The organism is Pseudarthrobacter siccitolerans, from assembly GCF_030823375.1.
Taxonomy (GTDB): domain Bacteria; phylum Actinomycetota; class Actinomycetes; order Actinomycetales; family Micrococcaceae; genus Arthrobacter; species Arthrobacter siccitolerans_A.
In genome coordinates, this window is record NZ_JAUSXB010000001.1 from 736,185 (window position 1) to 750,771 (window position 14,587).

The 14,587-nt window shown below is 66.1% G+C and carries 13 protein-coding genes; 2 read left to right on the top strand and 11 right to left on the bottom strand.

Features of this window, described 5'->3' with window-relative positions:
• Positions 1-81 precede the first annotated feature (81 nt).
• The 7 genes from QFZ36_RS03510 to QFZ36_RS03540 all read right to left on the bottom strand — a co-directional run bounded on the left by QFZ36_RS03510 (position 82) and on the right by QFZ36_RS03540 (position 6,640).
• Entirely contained in the window at positions 82-1,047 is a 966-nt protein-coding gene (locus tag QFZ36_RS03510; protein WP_306633981.1) for a methylenetetrahydrofolate reductase, read from the bottom strand.
• Between the two features lie 353 nt (positions 1,048-1,400).
• On the bottom strand, positions 1,401-2,234 hold the full coding sequence (locus QFZ36_RS03515; RefSeq protein ID WP_306633982.1) for a hypothetical protein: 834 nt from the start codon (positions 2,232-2,234) through the stop codon (positions 1,401-1,403).
• Positions 2,231-3,277: a vWA domain-containing protein gene (locus QFZ36_RS03520; RefSeq protein WP_306633983.1), complete on the bottom strand. Its 1,047-nt coding sequence runs from the start codon at positions 3,275-3,277 to the stop codon at positions 2,231-2,233. Before QFZ36_RS03520 ends, QFZ36_RS03515 begins: the two co-directional genes overlap by 4 nt.
• Positions 3,274-4,305 (bottom strand): vWA domain-containing protein, encoded by a 1,032-nt coding sequence (locus QFZ36_RS03525; protein ID WP_306633984.1) that lies wholly within the window; start codon positions 4,303-4,305, stop codon positions 3,274-3,276. The genes QFZ36_RS03520 and QFZ36_RS03525 overlap by 4 nt, the downstream gene beginning before the upstream one ends.
• On the bottom strand, positions 4,296-4,763 hold the full coding sequence (locus QFZ36_RS03530; RefSeq protein ID WP_306633985.1) for a hypothetical protein: 468 nt from the start codon (positions 4,761-4,763) through the stop codon (positions 4,296-4,298). Before QFZ36_RS03530 ends, QFZ36_RS03525 begins: the two co-directional genes overlap by 10 nt.
• Positions 4,753-5,625 (bottom strand): DUF58 domain-containing protein, encoded by an 873-nt coding sequence (locus QFZ36_RS03535; RefSeq protein ID WP_306633986.1) that lies wholly within the window; start codon positions 5,623-5,625, stop codon positions 4,753-4,755. The genes QFZ36_RS03530 and QFZ36_RS03535 overlap by 11 nt, the downstream gene beginning before the upstream one ends.
• A 7-nt stretch (positions 5,626-5,632) precedes the next feature.
• Positions 5,633-6,640, bottom strand: coding sequence for an AAA family ATPase (locus QFZ36_RS03540; protein ID WP_306633987.1), 1,008 nt, complete (start codon positions 6,638-6,640; stop codon positions 5,633-5,635).
• Between the two features lie 140 nt (positions 6,641-6,780).
• On the opposite strand from QFZ36_RS03540, the gene QFZ36_RS03545 reads away from it, so the two are divergent.
• Entirely contained in the window at positions 6,781-6,984 is a 204-nt protein-coding gene (locus QFZ36_RS03545) for a hypothetical protein (RefSeq protein WP_306633989.1), read from the top strand.
• Positions 6,985-7,006: 22 nt separating this feature from the next.
• On the opposite strand, the gene QFZ36_RS03550 is transcribed toward QFZ36_RS03545, so the two are convergent.
• A complete protein-coding gene (locus QFZ36_RS03550; RefSeq protein WP_306633991.1) occupies positions 7,007-10,393 on the bottom strand; it encodes an nSTAND1 domain-containing NTPase in 3,387 nt (1,128 codons plus the stop codon).
• 154 nt (positions 10,394-10,547) lie between these two features.
• Here QFZ36_RS03550 and QFZ36_RS03555 point away from each other — a divergent pair, with 154 nt between their 5' ends.
• Entirely contained in the window at positions 10,548-11,303 is a 756-nt protein-coding gene (locus QFZ36_RS03555) for a hypothetical protein (protein WP_306633993.1), read from the top strand.
• A gap of 82 nt (positions 11,304-11,385) precedes the next feature.
• Here the strand turns inward: QFZ36_RS03555 and QFZ36_RS03560 are convergent, their stop codons facing one another.
• From QFZ36_RS03560 to QFZ36_RS03570, 3 genes are all read right to left on the bottom strand, one after another.
• Positions 11,386-12,174 (bottom strand): carbohydrate ABC transporter permease, encoded by a 789-nt coding sequence (locus QFZ36_RS03560; protein ID WP_306633994.1) that lies wholly within the window; start codon positions 12,172-12,174, stop codon positions 11,386-11,388.
• A gap of 91 nt (positions 12,175-12,265) precedes the next feature.
• Positions 12,266-13,147: a carbohydrate ABC transporter permease gene (locus QFZ36_RS03565; RefSeq protein WP_373427012.1), complete on the bottom strand. Its 882-nt coding sequence runs from the start codon at positions 13,145-13,147 to the stop codon at positions 12,266-12,268.
• Positions 13,148-13,150: 3 nt separating this feature from the next.
• Complete coding sequence (locus QFZ36_RS03570) at positions 13,151-14,503, bottom strand: extracellular solute-binding protein (RefSeq protein ID WP_306633995.1); 1,353 nt, start codon at positions 14,501-14,503, stop codon at positions 13,151-13,153.
• Positions 14,504-14,587 lie beyond the last annotated feature (84 nt).

Consider the following 14,587-nt stretch of genomic DNA (forward strand, 5'->3'; position numbering starts at 1 on the left):
TTCCTCTGATAGGAGCTGGGTCTGGAAGTGTGGGCTCGAAAGCCGGGGTCTATGGCTGTGCGCTTGGTTCGCGGAGGGCGTTCAGCTGGCGAGCTGGCGCCGGGCTGCGGCGTCGCGCCGGATGCCCGAACGGGAGTGCCGCGGAAGTGCCAGCTTGTCCAGCACCTCCAGTGCGCTCTGGTGCTCGTTGAAGGTGTAGAGGTGGATACCGGGCGCACCGGCATCAAGGGCTGCGTTGGCCAGGTCCACGGTGGCATCGACGCCAATATGGAGGCGTTCGATGTCGTTGTCCGCGGCGGCCAGGCGTTCCATCAGGTCAGCGGCCGGCTCCACTCCGGCCAGCTCGCCCAGCCGCTTGAGCCGGCGGAGGCTGGTCAGCGGCATCACGCCGGGAATGATGGGGATGGTCACTCCGGCACGGCGTGCCCGGGTGAGGAGGTCCGCGTACTCTTCGGCGTGGAAGAAGACCTGCGTGATGGCGAAGTCCGCGCCGGAGCGCTGCTTGGCGAGCAGCACCTCGACGTCGTGTTCCTCACTCGGCGACTCGGGGTGCCTGGTGGGGTATGCGGCCACGCCAACCGCGATCTTGCCCGCGCACAGCAGTGCCGAACGGCGCTGCTCCACGCGGCGGATGAGTTCGATCAGGTCCTGGGCGTACCGGAGGGCACCGGGAATGGTCTCGCCGCCGTCCTTGGGAAGATCGCCCCGGAGCGCCAGGATGCCGCGCACACCGGTGTCCAGCAGCTCACCGATGATCCCCGCCAGTTCCTGGGGCGTGTTGCCAACGCAGGTCAGGTGGGCCAGCGGCCGGAGGGTGGTTTCGAGCAGGAGCCGGTTGATGAGTTCGACGGCCGTGTCCCGGTTGGAGCCACTGGCACCATACGTGACGGAGACGTAGTCGGGCTCTGTGGTTTCCAGTTCCCGGATGGTGGTCCAGAGCGTTTCCGCGGCTGCCGGCGAACGGGGCGGGAACAGCTCGTACGAAAGCGCCACCGGAGCGGTGTCGGAGAGGTTCGGGTGTGTGTCAATAAGGCTTGGTGGCGACATTTGCATCCTTGGCTTTGGGCCATTGGAGGCTCCCCTGTCAAGAAATGGACGGGAAGCCGGCAATGAATTGAGTTTGGGGAACACGAAAGAACTCCACAAGGACGCAGCCGCGACTGTTACGCCTGGAATGAAGTTGTCCGTGAGCAAATGTCAGGCCCACATGGGGGCACCCACACCCTCCGCAACGGAGGATCGCTGACACGTTACCGCGGTAACTTGTATAGAACTCTAGGAGCGTCCGGAGGAGCATTCAAGTTGCGCTCCGAATTAAGACGTGGTCTTACGCATTGTTTCCTCGCCGGGCAGAATAATCTTCGCTTCCCGGCGCCTTAACGTTATCCGACACCCGCGGATCACCAGGGACGATCCGGGCCGGAACCGGCTCCGGTGTCCTCAAGGTAGTCTGCCCGTTCCCGTCCACTGTTACGTTCGCGCTGGGATTCCCGGGCACTTTCCTCCAGCTGTTCCAGCTGGTACAAGTCCGGGGAATCTGCCTCAGGCTCCGCCGGTACGCTCTCCTCCGCCGCGTCTGCCTGTTCGCCGGCGGAACCTGTGGCCGCCCGGAGTTTCCCGTTCAGGCGCCCTTCCGCCTCGCTAAGCTTCCCGCCGGCTTCAGCAGCGGGGCTACCGGAGAAGCAACCATCCGGAGCCGCGCCGGCAACCTCCAGCGCCTCGGTAAACAGTGCTGCGGCGGACACAGCGTCTTCCAGGCGCAGTTTGTCGTCCCCGAGCCTTTCGATGGCCAGGACCAGGTTAAGCCGGATGATGCAGGCGTCCGGCGGCCCTGACGGGACGTCCGGGACAAGTTCCAGGGCTTCCTCGAAGCGCAGCCGGGCAGCGGCAAAGTTGCCGGCGAGCGCCTGCGCGTCCCCGGCTGCGAACGGCGCCTTGTGCGGCTCCACGATGTTTCCCGCCTGGAGCGCCTCTGCTGCCACTCCGACGGCGGCAGCATCCTTCGCGTCGAAGGCCCTGGCGGCGTGCCCCGCAAGCGGGTCCAGGCTGAGCAGCTTGGCCGCAAGGCACAGCACCAGCAAGGCGGGCGGGGCCGACCACACCAGCAGGCGTCGCCTCCTGGTGTGGTTGTTGTGGTCAGCCCTCCTGCCAGCATCGGGCCTGCTGTCGTGGGGACTGCTGGCTCCGGAACCCCCGTGGTCAAACGTTGCGCCCAGACGCTTGACGTCTGTCATCGCATCGTCTCCTTTGCCGGGCTGTCGCGTGCTTCCCGATATGGCCGGGCCGCCGGCCGCAGCCGGCGCAACTGCCGCATAACCGTCAGGATCTCGGCCAGGCCGAGAACGAAGGCAGCGGCGGCGAGGAGCCAGTAGAACTCGGTCCTGCCCCCGAGGGTGCCGTCTTCTGCCGTGCGTTCCAGGGCGCCGGGGCGCGCCTGCTGCAGCATCGCAGGGGCGGCATCCCCCGCGGACCGGTGCACATACGGCACGCCGAGTTGGGCCGCAATCTCCCGAAGCCTGCCCTCATCGATGACCGACACTGCGTCCTTGGCGGCACCCGCTGTGGTGTCCTGAATGTAGGGGGCATCGCCGTCGGACTCCAGCCCGGTGTTCTCCTTCATGCGTCCACCGCCGGGGGTTCCGTAACCCAGCACCGCTCCCCCGGCCACCAATCCGCCGTCGAGCTTCAGGGGCGCTGGTTCCTTCCCGCTGGTTTGCTCGCCGTCACCCAGGTAGAACACAAGCCGGGGCCGGCCGGGGTGGCTGTCCCTGGCAGCGGCCAGGCGTTCAGCCAGCACCTCTCTGGCGGCAGTGATGCTGCTGCCCCTGGCATACGCCGTGACTTGCGGCTGCAGGATGGAGCTGATGGTTGCCAAGGCGGAGGTGTCGGTGGTCAGGGGCATCCGGACGTGGGCTTCGGTGTCGAAGGTGATGACGGAGAAACGGGCACCGGGCAGTTCCCGGGCGATGGCCATGATGTCCTGGCGGACGCCGTCGAGCCGTGGTGTGGCGTTCCCGTAGTCCTCGGCCACCATGCTGCCGGTGGTGTCCACCACGAAGAAGACGTTGAGGTCCGCGGTGGCTGCCTGGGCCGAGCCGCCCGGCAGGCCGGGCCGGAGTGCCGCAGCCAGCAGGAGCAGGACCAGCACGCCACGGCGGACCCCGGTCCGGGCACCTGGCCGCCGCCGGTGAAGAACGGCCCGCCAGCCCAGGAACGCCAGTGCGGCGGCGATGACGGGCAGGAGGAGCCACCCCGGCAGGATCGGCTGCAGCGTCATGGCCGCAGCCGCCGGGTGGCCACCGCAAGGACGAGTCCGGACAACAATGCGGCGGCCAGCGGCAGGTCAGGCACCTCGGTAACCACAGCCCGCGGCGCGCCCTGGAGGGTGGATGCTTCTGTTTCCTGCACCGCACGCACAATCCCGGGCACCGCCTCCGGACTGTCCAGGGCGTAGTAGGCTCCGCCGCCCAGCTCTGCGGCCGCCCTCAACTGCGCCCCGGGCTGCCCCGCATCGGTACCGTAATCCAGGTCTCCCGGGTTCAGCGCATAAACACGCACCTCCCGTTCCTTCGCCATTCCGGCAGCCTCCGTGAGCGTCATGATCGGGTCTCCGGAAACAAAATTGTCCGTGGCAAGGACCACCGACCGCGAGCGCTGTGGCTGACGGGCTGTGTGGTCCGCACTTTCCTGGCTGCTGTCTTCCGGATCCCCGCCGGGCGGGAAACTGGTGACGCAGGAGGCCAGGCCGTCCCCGATCAAGGATGAGCCGCGGCCGCTCCAGGTTCCGTCGAGGAAGCCGGACGTGCCGGGTTTTCCGTTGAAGGCGTCGCGCGCCAGCTTCAGCTGTTCCCGGGCGTACTCATAATCGTCCGTGAGGGGGAAGACCTGGATGGCTGTGCTGTCGAAGATGGTGAGGCCGATCCGTTCGCCCTTGAAGTCTTCGGCCAGCCGGGCGAACACATCCACCACCTCCGCGTCCGCGCTGCTCATGGATCCGGAGGCGTCCAGGCACAGGACAATATCGCGGTTGTGCTGTTCCGGTCGGATGGTGTCGACGTCCACCGGCCGCGCTGCTGTCAGCAGGGTTGACGCCAGCAAGGCGCCGCAGGCGATTGCCGCCACAGCCAGCCAGCGGCGGTGGCGCCGCAGTGCAGCCTGGTACTCGGGCAGCAAGGTGAGCCTTTCCACGTGGGCTGCCGGCCGGCGTCGCGCGTTGGCATTCCTGTCCGGGCGCAGCGCCGCCCAAGCCGCAAGGCCCGCCCCCACGGCACCCAAGGGAACCAGCCACCAGAACATCAGCTCCATGAGCGCACCGCCTCGCGCGCCGTGGCGGCAGAGACTGCCACGGAGGGCAGCGGTTCGGACCCGAACTCGCCGGGGTATAGCGCGCCAACGGCCTTTGCGGCCCTGGGCAGGGGGTGCTTCACGAGGTCTTCATGGGTCATCCTCGGCGCGTCCACCCCGGTGGCGTCGCGGACGAAGCGGCGGAACAGGAAGCTGATCTCATGATGGGCGGCACGGGCGCTGATGTTCCCGGCGGCTGCCTGGTGCTCCACGTCATCGATCCGCTGGACGTAGGCCGACTGGAGTGCGGGCAGGTTGGTGAGCGGCGCCGGGAGGGAAGCCGACCTCGGCCGGGGGCGCCTGGTACTGGCGAAGACAAACGCGTACCAGGCAAGCATCAGCAGCAAGAGAATTGCGCCTGCCCACGTACACATCGGGCTGTATTGCAGCGGTCCGAGGAATTCGGGGTCAGCCTGCACGCCGGTGCCTTTCCAGGAGTGCGAACAGTTCCGTGATCACGTCCTCGCTGCCGGCAACCGAGCCCTCGGTGATTCCTGCCTGGCGCAGCATGTCCTTACGGCCCGCGTCCCTGTCCTTCACGGCCCGGGCATACGCTGTGGCCACTCCCGGAGACCCTGCCCAATGCCCTATCAGTGGCTGGGAATCATGCACGCTGTACCAATCGCCCGCCGTGGCCAGTTCCGCGTCGCGGACAGTGAGCCAGAGGATCTCGTGCTGCGCCCGAAGCCGGCGGAGCAAACGGGCCAGCGAAGGGGTAGCCTCTATCTCGTCCGCCACTACGAACAGCAGGAACCTACCCTTAACGGTGCAGGCCACATGCTCAAGCTGGTCCTCGAGCCGGCTGGCAGCGGAATCCACAGTGGCGTTGGCGTCGACATGGCGCAGAAGCCGTTCCAAGTGGGCCTCGCCGCCTTTCGCCGGAAATGATCTGGTCCCGCCGGCGTCACCGCACATAAGGCCCACCACGTCGCCGTGGCGGTGGGCCAGGTACCCCACCACCCCCAGCGCCATGATGGCAATGTCCTTTTTGGTCTCGCCGCCCGCTGCTTCCGCCGCCATATTGCGCCCGGTGTCCGTGAGGAGCAGGACTGTCTGCCGCCGGACGGCCACATACCTCTTGATCAGCGGCGAACCATGGCGGGCCGTCGCCTTCCAGTCGATGTCGCGGACCTCGTCGCCCGGCACATAGGCGCGGAGATCGTCAAAGTCCAGGCTGCGTCCGCGGAAAACTGAACCGTATTCGCCGTCGAGCGTGCCCCGGGCCTTGCGGTGCGCGAAGATGGCCATCTTCGACTTCACGCGGTGGAGGAGACTGGTCATCCCGGCCTCAGGGTGTCTGGACGGCGGCGACCACGGCGTCGATCACGGCTTCCACCGGCACCTGCTCAGCCACTGCCTCAAAATTCAGGATGAGGCGGTGCCGCAGTACCCGGTGGGCGAGCGACTTCACGTCCTCCGGGATCACATGGTCCCGGCCCTGCAGCAGCGCCACTGCGCGGGCTGCCTGGCTGAAGGCGATGCTGGCCCGCGGACTGGCGCCGAATTCAATAAAGCCGGCCAGCCGCGGGTCGATGTACTGCTGCGCGTTCCGGGTGACGTAGGCGAGCCCCACGATGTAGTTGATCACGGAGGGATCGATGTAGATCCGCTTCACCACTTCCTGGACCCGGGCCACCGCGTCCAGGGACGCCGCAGACGCCGGTTTCTGCTCGTCCGTGAAAACCCCGGCGTCGAGCCGGCGGATGATCTCGGCCTCCTCTGCCGGCGAGGGATAGTCCAGGACGTCCTTGAGCATAAAGCGGTCCATCTGGGCTTCCGGGAGCTGGTAGGTGCCCTCCTGCTCAATCGGGTTCTGGGTGGCCAGCACCAGGAACGGGGACGGCAGCCGGTACTCCCGGCCGCCGATGGACGTCTGCCGTTCCTGCATGGCCTCCAGCATGGCGCTCTGGGTCTTCGCGCTGGAGCGGTTGATCTCATCCAGGAGCACGATGTTGGCGTGGACCGGGCCGAGCTGCGTGACGAAGGTTCCCTTGGCGGCATCGTAGATCTGCGTCCCCACGATGTCGCTGGGCAGCAGGTCAGGTGTGCACTGGATCCGGCGGAACTCCGCGCTGATTGCTTCGGCCACGGTATGGGCAGCTGTGGTTTTTGCCAGGCCCGGAACGCTTTCCAGGAGGATATGGCCTCCGGTGAACAGGCCCACCAGCAGCGATTCCCGCAGCCGGGACTGCCCCACCATCTTCGCGTCGAAGCTCCTGGAAATGTTGGCCGCAACCTGCTGCGCCCGGGCCAGCTCTGCCGGTTCGATCCTTGCCGAAGAGCTGGTTTGAAGCACTGCGATTCCCCCTGGTAGCTGTGTTGGGCAGGCGTTCCGGCCGGACCGCACCCCGCCGCCATCCTATCCAAGCGCGGCCCGCCGGTTTCCGGCAATGGGGACCCCTCCCCACCGCGGCTCCCCAGGTCTATTCTTTTGACATGAGCGAGCTTCCAGCCAGTTACAAGGAGTTTCTCGCCGATAAAAGCGAGATGTTCATCAACACCGTCAAGCCTGTCCTGCAGCAGTCAGCCGCGGACAAGCTCCATGGAGTCCGGGTTGTTTACAACCCCGGCTCAACCGGCCACCAGGCACACCTTGACGACAGCATTCCCTTCGGCGTGGTGATCGAGGACATCGACTAGCAGGATTAACGCGGGTTGACGGTTAATCGCGGCACGCCGGGGAGTATGGGCGCGTCCCCAAGAGATCCCTCCACTCCCGTTCCGTCAACGCCCGTCCTGCGACCCGGCACGCATGGTCCTCCCACGCCGCCGGCTCGGCGACGACCACCTGTTTGCTCCCGTCGGGCTCTTCGAGTACGAGGGTGCGCTCGTTGAGCTCTTCAACGTACGGCTTCCCGCTGTTGAAGGGATCGGTGCGGAAGCCGGCCGCCCAGTCGCCGAGCTCCAAGGTCATGATTGCGCCGTCCGCTGCTGCGGTCACCAGCTCGCCGGTTGACCGGAATTCGGCTGAGGTGACCGCGCCATTGTGGTGGCCGAGGGTCTCCTGGATGTCGCCCGTGCCGGTGCTGACCACTATGGTGCTGGTGCCGGAGGGAATGGCAAGCTGTCGGCCGTCAGGACTGAAGTCCGCCACCGTTGGAGTCACCGGCACGGGGACCGTGAGAGGTGCCGCTACCCCGGAAGAGTCGACGATGCGGACGGCGAGCAAGCCATCCCGGACGGCGATCAGACGGCCATCCGGACTGACGGCCAGAAGCCCGTTGCCGGCTATCCGGTCGATTTTGTTGCCCGAGGACGAATCGAACACTACGGTCGGTCCGAGCCTGCTGGCGTACAGTCGCGAGCCGTCCGGGGAAAACTTCAGCGCGCCGAACTGTCCTCCCCACGCAGATGGGCCGGGATCTGAACTTTTCTCGCCCAAGTCCAGCAGCATCGGCACATCCCCCCCGACACGCCAGAGGGCGGCGACCGCGGACGGTTGGATCCAGGATGCAGCCTCCAGCGCTGCGAACAGGGATCCGTCCGACGAGTATTCGACGTCTGCCGCCGTCTTAGCCATACCCTGGTAAGTCATCAGGCCCGAGCGGCCGCCGCTCACGAGACCCAGCGTCCCCGTTCGTCCGCGCTCGCAGGGCAAGGCGTCACAGAGTCCCATTGTTGCGCTGAATGCGACAGTGCCCGTGACGGGGTCGACGGCGGTAGCTGCCACCTTCCCGCCGAATGGCGAGTATTCGCCCAACGGGGACCGGTCGGCGAGATCGAACAGCCGCAGATCGTCGTCGCTGTCGATCACTGATACGCGGGTCCCGTCCTTCTCGAGCGACATGCTCACGGGAGTCACACCTTCGTCCGTGAAGCGGGTGATGCTTGTGACATGGGGTGCCCGTGAGAAAACTCTCACCAGGTTGGTGCGCGTTTCGGAGCTGTCCCAGATATGGCGTGCCTCCACTGCGAGCAGCAGGGCCCGATCGAAGTCAGGTTCCTCCAGCGCAGTCGCGGCAACGCGCCGTGCCTCTGCCACCGCTGCACGCTCACCCGCGAGATTTGCCTGGAATCCTGCCACGAGACCCGCTGTGGCAGCCACAACCGCGAGTGCCGCTGCCCCGGCCGTCGCCCAGGACAGGCGGCGAACCATGCTGCGCTCCTTGTTCAGCTGCCTCTGGGTTGCAGCCAGTCCTGCGGTTTCAGCGGCTGCGCAGGCATCGAGGAATTCCCGCTCAACCGGTGTGAGCGCTGGACTGGCAGCATCCCGCCACCGCTGGGCTGCCGCTTGCCGGTGGCCGCGATATAGCTCGCTGTCCGGGCGTCCCATCGCTTCCCAGGCAGTGGCTGCCGAACCCAGATGCCGCATGATCCGCTGGCCCTCGATATCATCGGCGAGCCACTCCTTCAGCCGCGGCCACTCGCGGGCGAGCGCTTCGTGGGATACCTGAACGGTCTCCCTTTCGCTTATGAGCAGGCGCGCATCGACCAGCCGGTCAACGATCTTGGCGTGGGCCTGGTCCATTTCGATCCGGATGCGCTCGATCCGGCGGGAAATAACCGTACCGTCGGCGGATACTTCCACGAGGCGGAGAAGGATATCGCGCAGCAGACGCTGGCCTTCCGCTGAGAGCCCGGCGAAGACCTCTTCCGCGGTCTTCGCGACGGCACCCTGGATTTCACCGGATGCCCGGTACCCGTCGACCGTCAGGACGCGGCCTTCGCGTCGCGACCATACCTGGCGCAGGGCGTGGGAGAGCAGCGGAAGGTTCCGCCCGTCGGCGTCGCGGACGAGGATCTCGACGAGGCCCGGTTCCAGGATGAGCCCAGCCTGCTGTGCGGGCTTCTCGATCACGTCCCGGAGTCCGTCAGTGCCGAACGCGGTGAGCAGGAGCATGTGCGACTGGATGATCCCGGCAAAGCCCTCGTGTTCGGCCAGGTCCCCCAGCCTGTCGGCGCGGATGGCAACAACGACCGGTCTTCGGGAAACCTCGCGCAGTAGCGCCTCGAAAAACTTCCGGGTCTCGGAAGGGTCGTCCGCGGCGAACGCCTGCTCACACTGATCGACAATGAGCAGCGAATCACCAGGGCCTCGAACGAGATCCCGGAGTGCTTCGGTAGGACGCTCGCCGGGCAGTACTATGACGACTTCCGTGCCGCGTCCGGCGGATCGCGCGCCTATCCCGGCCCTGACGAGCGAGGACTTGCCGACGCCCGATGACCCCGCGACCAGCAGCACACCGTGCTCCTCAAGCGCACGCAGCGCTCCTGCCAGCTCCTGCTCGCGCCCGAAATACCGCTCGGCATCCGCCATGCCCGCGGGAGGCAGCCCGAAGTACGGGCATTCCGGGCTCCCGGCCCGGAACACGTGATCGGTCAGCAGTGAGGGATCCTGCCGCAGGATCGCCTGCTCCAGCTCAGCCAGCTCTGTGGACGGATCCAGTCCAAGATCGGCGGAGAGGATCGCCCGTGCCCTGCGCACGGCCGCGAGTGCGTCCGCCTGCCGCCCCTGCCGGTACTGCGCCACGCTCAGCAGGACCCAACGCCGCTCCCGCAGCGGCGCTTCGGCGACGCGCGCCCGGGCCAGTGCGGCGACTTCCTGCACCTCACCGGTCTGCAGCAGGGCATCCAGGAGTAGCTCCTCGACGCCGAGACGCATCTCCTCGAGGCGGGCGGACGCGATTTGAGCCGGCCCCCAGTCGATAAGTTCAACGAAGGCTTCACCCCGCCACAGGTCCAGCGCCTCGGCGAGTGAGTGTGCGGCACGTTCGGGTTCACCAAGTTTCAGCTGGTGCGTACCCCTGCTGACGAGGCGCTCGAACTGCTCAGCATCAACCTCCACGTGCTCCGGGGCCAGCCGGTATCCAAACGGTGTCGTTTCGATCAGTGCAGGTGCGATGAGCCGCCGCAGCCGCATGATGCACCCCGGAATCACCTTCGACCACGAGGCGGGGAGGCTGTCACCCCAAAGCGCCTCTGCCAGGGATTCAACCGACAGTGCGGCACCCAGGCGGACGGTAAGTGCCCCCATCACCGCACGATCGCGCGGGGCAAGGGGTATCCGCCCGTCGTCGAGCGTCAGCGCTCCAAGAACGCGAACCTCCATAAACCACACTCTCCGCCCCCGCCCAGCGTCCGTCAAGACGGCTGATATCGGGCAGATACCGCAGGTCTGCGCTCCGATATCGTGCTGATATCGGCACGCCGTTCACTGTAAGAACAGGCACTCATGCTGCACGGATCAAACGAAGGGGATTGACATGTGGACATCGAACAGGCGCTCCCGCGCCACTCACGGCGGGCGCTCTCACCCGATCGGTGTCGCCGTCGCAGTGCTGGCGTGCGTCGGCCTCTCGGCGTGCACAGCCGCCGAAGCGCCGTCCCCCGCTTCGACTACGGAGGCTCGCACCGTCGCAGCGCTGCCGGCGACCGGCGATATCGACGCCGGCACATACCTCGTCACGGGCTTCACGGTGCCTTTCGAGATCACCGTCCCGGACGGCTGGTCGACCCTTGAAGGCGATGGCCTGGGCAAGGACGACCCGGATCACCCGGGTGAAGACGCGGTCTTCCTGACTTTTTGGCCCACGGACTATGTGCCAACGGACGCATGCGCATGGCGGGGCAGCCTCGTCGAGGTTGATCCGTCGGCTGAGGCCTTCGTCGATGCGATGACGGCGCAGACATCAACGGCGAGCACCCCTCCCGTCGAGGTCGTGGTGGGCGATTACTCCGGCTTCGAGTTCGACCATTCCGTCGAGGGCGACGTGGACATCACAGCCTGCGACGAAGGCAAGTTTTGCGTCCGCTCCGATGAGTCGGACATATGCACCCGCTGGTACTCAAGCGTCGCTGAGCGCGAAACCTACCGGGTGGTCGACCTGAACGGCGAACGCGCTGTAATCGGGGTGACCTATTTCCACGAATCGATCAATCCGGAGCTGACGAGAGAGGCACGTGCCGTGTTCGACTCGATAGCATTCGGAACCGACCAAACCGCCGAAAAACAGGACTAGCCAACCCCCTGGCCAGGGCACCTGCCAGGTGAGTAGCCGGATCAGTGTCAAATGATGAGGCTCCGCTGTTGGCGTTACCCGTTCAGCCCCTGACGGCCCCGGACAATGCGAACGAGTTGCCGGCGCCCCTGGCCACAATGACGTAAAGGGCCAGCACCGGCAGCGAGTACAAGATGGAGAATGCGGCCAGCTGGCCATAGGCAACTGCCCCGTGCTGCCCAAAGAAGCTGAAAATGGACACTGCCGCGGGCTGCTTCGCCTCGGACAGGAGCAGCACGAACGGGACGAAAAAATTTCCCCAGGCCTGGATGAACACAAAGATGAACACAACGCCGAGCCCCTGGCGCATCAGCGGCAGGACGATGGTGCGCAGCGCCGTCATCCTGGACGCCCCGTCCACCCACGCCGCCTCCTCCAGGGACACCGGCACGGTGTCCATAAAGTTTTTGGTCATCCAAATGGCCATGGGAAGGGCGGTTGCCGCCATAAACAGGATGGTGGCCGGCATCGAATCCAGCAGTTCCAGCTGCACGAAGAGGCCGTAGACCGGCACCATGATGGCCGTGATGGGAAGGCAGGTGCCCAGAAGCACCGCGTACATAAACGGCGTGTTGAACCTGGACCGGTAGCGGGACAGCGGGTAGGCGGCGAGGACGGCCGCCACAAGCGTCACGGCCGCCGTCCCGGCCGAGAGGAGCAGGCTGTTCCACAGCGGCCGGAGCAGCAGCCCGGGTGTCATCACGGCAGCAAAATTGTCCAGGGTGACGGCGCCGGGAACCCTTGTCTCGTGGCCGGCCTCAGCGTCAAAGGAAGCCAGGACAAGCCAGAGCAGCGGCAGTACAAAACAGGCGCCCACGACCAGCAACGCCACGTCCGCAGGACTGCTGCGGCGGTCCCCGACCTGCCCGGACGGGCGGCGTCCTGGGAGCGCGCCGCCCCAGGCGCCCTTGCCGGTGCTGCGGTCAATGCTTCTCCTCCCTCAGGAGCCGGATATAGCCAACACCGAACACCGTGCCGATCAGGAGGAGCACTGAGGCCACCGCGGTCCCGTATCCGATGTCACCGAATTTGAAGGCCTCCTGGTAGGCAAGTACCGGGAGGGTGGTGCTGGCGTTGGCCGGACCGCCTGCGGTCATCACCCAGATCAGGGTGAATACGGCGAGCGTCTGCAGCGTGATGAGCATCAGGTTGGTGGCGATGCTCCCGCGGATCATGGGCAGCGTAATGAAGGCCAGCCGCTGCCAGCCGCCTGCACCGTCCATCTGGGCGGCTTCGGCCACTTCCGTTGGAATGTCGTTCAGGGCCGCGCGGTACACCAGCATGGAAAAGGCGGTGCCGCGCCAGACGTTGGCCAGCACCACCGCCGCCATGGGCCACGAATAGAGCCAGTCCGACCGGGCCGTCCCCACTCCGCCCAGCAACTGGTTCAGTGTCCCGTCGCGGCTGAAGTAGGCGTAGGCGGCAAAGGCCGCCACTATTTCCGGAAGCACCCAGGCCGCCACCACCGTCATGCCCACCAATGAGGAAACGGCCCGGCGCGCACGCCGCATCAGCACGGCGAGGGCCAGCCCCAGCAGGTTCTGGCCCAGGACAGCAGAACCGGCCACGAACAACACGGTCAGCCCCAGCGAGAGGGGAAACACCGGGTCCAGCAGCAACCGCTGGTAGTTCTCGAGCCCCACCCATTCCGGGGTGCGGGCGTTCCTGCCTGTTAGCCCAATATTGGTGAAGGACGCATGGAAAGCCCAGAACACGGGCCCCGCAAGGAAAACGAGCAGAAGCAGGAGGGCAGGCAGGACGGGCAGGTAGCGCAACAGCCTGCGTCCCTCGATGCGGGCCGGCACCGCTTACTTCCGGACGGTCTTGTCGCCGCCCACGATCTCCGCAACGGCTGCGTCATAGTCCGCCGCCGCCTGTTCCGGTGGTCTGGCACCGGTGATCACGGCCTCCGTCGCCTCCTGGACCGCCGCGGAGATGCGGGGGTAGTCGGACGTGGCCGGGCGGTAGCGGGTGACGGAGACCAGTCCGGAGACATCCTTCACGAACGGGTTGGCCGCCTGGTAGCCGGAGTCCTCCGCGACGTCGCTCCGGACCGCGATCTGGGAACTCTCAAGCGTGAACTTCAGGGAATTGTCCCGGTTCAACGCCGTGCTGAGGAATTTGAAGGCGAGGTCCGGCTCCTTTGTCCCGGCTCCGACGGCAAGCGTCCAGCCTCCGGACATGCTCACGGCACCGGGGCTGCCGCCGTCCTGCGTGGGGAACGGCGCAACGGCCATGTCCTGCGCGTAGCCGGGCCATTCGTAGCTGCCGCCGTCCTGCCAGAACGACGGCGCGTACGAACCCTCCACGGTGGCGCCCAGTTTTCCGGTGGGGAACCACTCGCCGAACACCTTTTTCCAGACGTTCGCGTCCAGGGCTTCGGCAGGCGTCATCGCCAGTTTCTCGTCATAAAGGGTTTTGAGGAAGCCCAGCGAAGCCTTGAAACCTGCAGACCCCACCACCCACTTTTTTGACTCCTCGTCGTAGAGGGTGGATCCGGTGCCGTAGAGGAGTTCGTAAAAACCCTGCATCACGGTTCCTTCGCCGGTGCCCTTTCCGGCGTACATGTTGAAGGGGATCACCGAGGGATCGTCGGCCTTGATTTTCCGGGCCGTATCCAGGATGTCCTGCCAGTTGCGCGGCTGCCAGGGGAGGCTGATCCCGGCGGCTTCGAAGACCTTTTTGTTGTACCAAATGGCCCGGGTGTCGGTGCCCAGCGGCACTGCGTAAATGCCGCCGTCGTCCGCGCGCCCTGCCGCCTTGGCGCCGTCGTCGAACTTGGCCCAGTCCGCCCACCCGTCCAAGCGGCTGTCCAGCTTCAGGAGGTAGCCGGCGTCGACGTCGGAGCGGACCTTGAAGGTGTCCTCGTAGAAGATGTCCGGTGCGGTGGACGGCGATCGCAGGGCCAGGGCAAGCTTGGTGCCGTAGTCGTCGTCGTTGCCCTGGATGGGCTGAAGCTCAACCCTGACCCCTTGGTTGGCCGCCTCAAACTCCTGCTTGGCTGCCTGGAACATCGTCTCCAGCGCGGTGAAGGAATCGGTCTTCTGGTAGACCACCTTCAGGGTCTTCGAGCCGTCCTCCGGAGAGGCCGGCGTGCACGCCGTGAGGATGAAGAGTGCGGAAGCGATCAGGGACATGCTCTTCAGGCCCGGGCGACGCATGGTGCTCCATTCGATCGAAAGCTGCGGACCCGGTTGTCAGCGGGCCCCAGCCGCGGCAATACGCAAATGCTAGATGGATGTGCT

Excerpts from the sequence above, each read along its gene's own strand:
- QFZ36_RS03525 (WP_306633984.1), bottom strand. The coding sequence starts at position 4,305 with ATGGAGCTGATGTTCTGGTGGCTGGTTCCCTTGGGTGCCGTGGGGGCG.
- QFZ36_RS03545 (WP_306633989.1), top strand. The coding sequence starts at position 6,781 with ATGAGCGAGCTTCCAGCCAGTTACAAGGAGTTTCTCGCCGATAAAAGC.
- QFZ36_RS03510 (WP_306633981.1), bottom strand. The coding sequence starts at position 1,047 with ATGTCGCCACCAAGCCTTATTGACACACACCCGAACCTCTCCGACACC.
- QFZ36_RS03570 (WP_306633995.1), bottom strand. The coding sequence starts at position 14,503 with ATGCGTCGCCCGGGCCTGAAGAGCATGTCCCTGATCGCTTCCGCACTC.
- QFZ36_RS03535 (WP_306633986.1), bottom strand. The coding sequence starts at position 5,625 with ATGACCAGTCTCCTCCACCGCGTGAAGTCGAAGATGGCCATCTTCGCG.
- QFZ36_RS03555 (WP_306633993.1), top strand. The coding sequence starts at position 10,548 with ATGTGGACATCGAACAGGCGCTCCCGCGCCACTCACGGCGGGCGCTCT.
- QFZ36_RS03515 (WP_306633982.1), bottom strand. The coding sequence starts at position 2,234 with ATGACAGACGTCAAGCGTCTGGGCGCAACGTTTGACCACGGGGGTTCC.
- QFZ36_RS03550 (WP_306633991.1), bottom strand. The coding sequence starts at position 10,393 with ATGGAGGTTCGCGTTCTTGGAGCGCTGACGCTCGACGACGGGCGGATA.
- QFZ36_RS03520 (WP_306633983.1), bottom strand. The coding sequence starts at position 3,277 with ATGACGCTGCAGCCGATCCTGCCGGGGTGGCTCCTCCTGCCCGTCATC.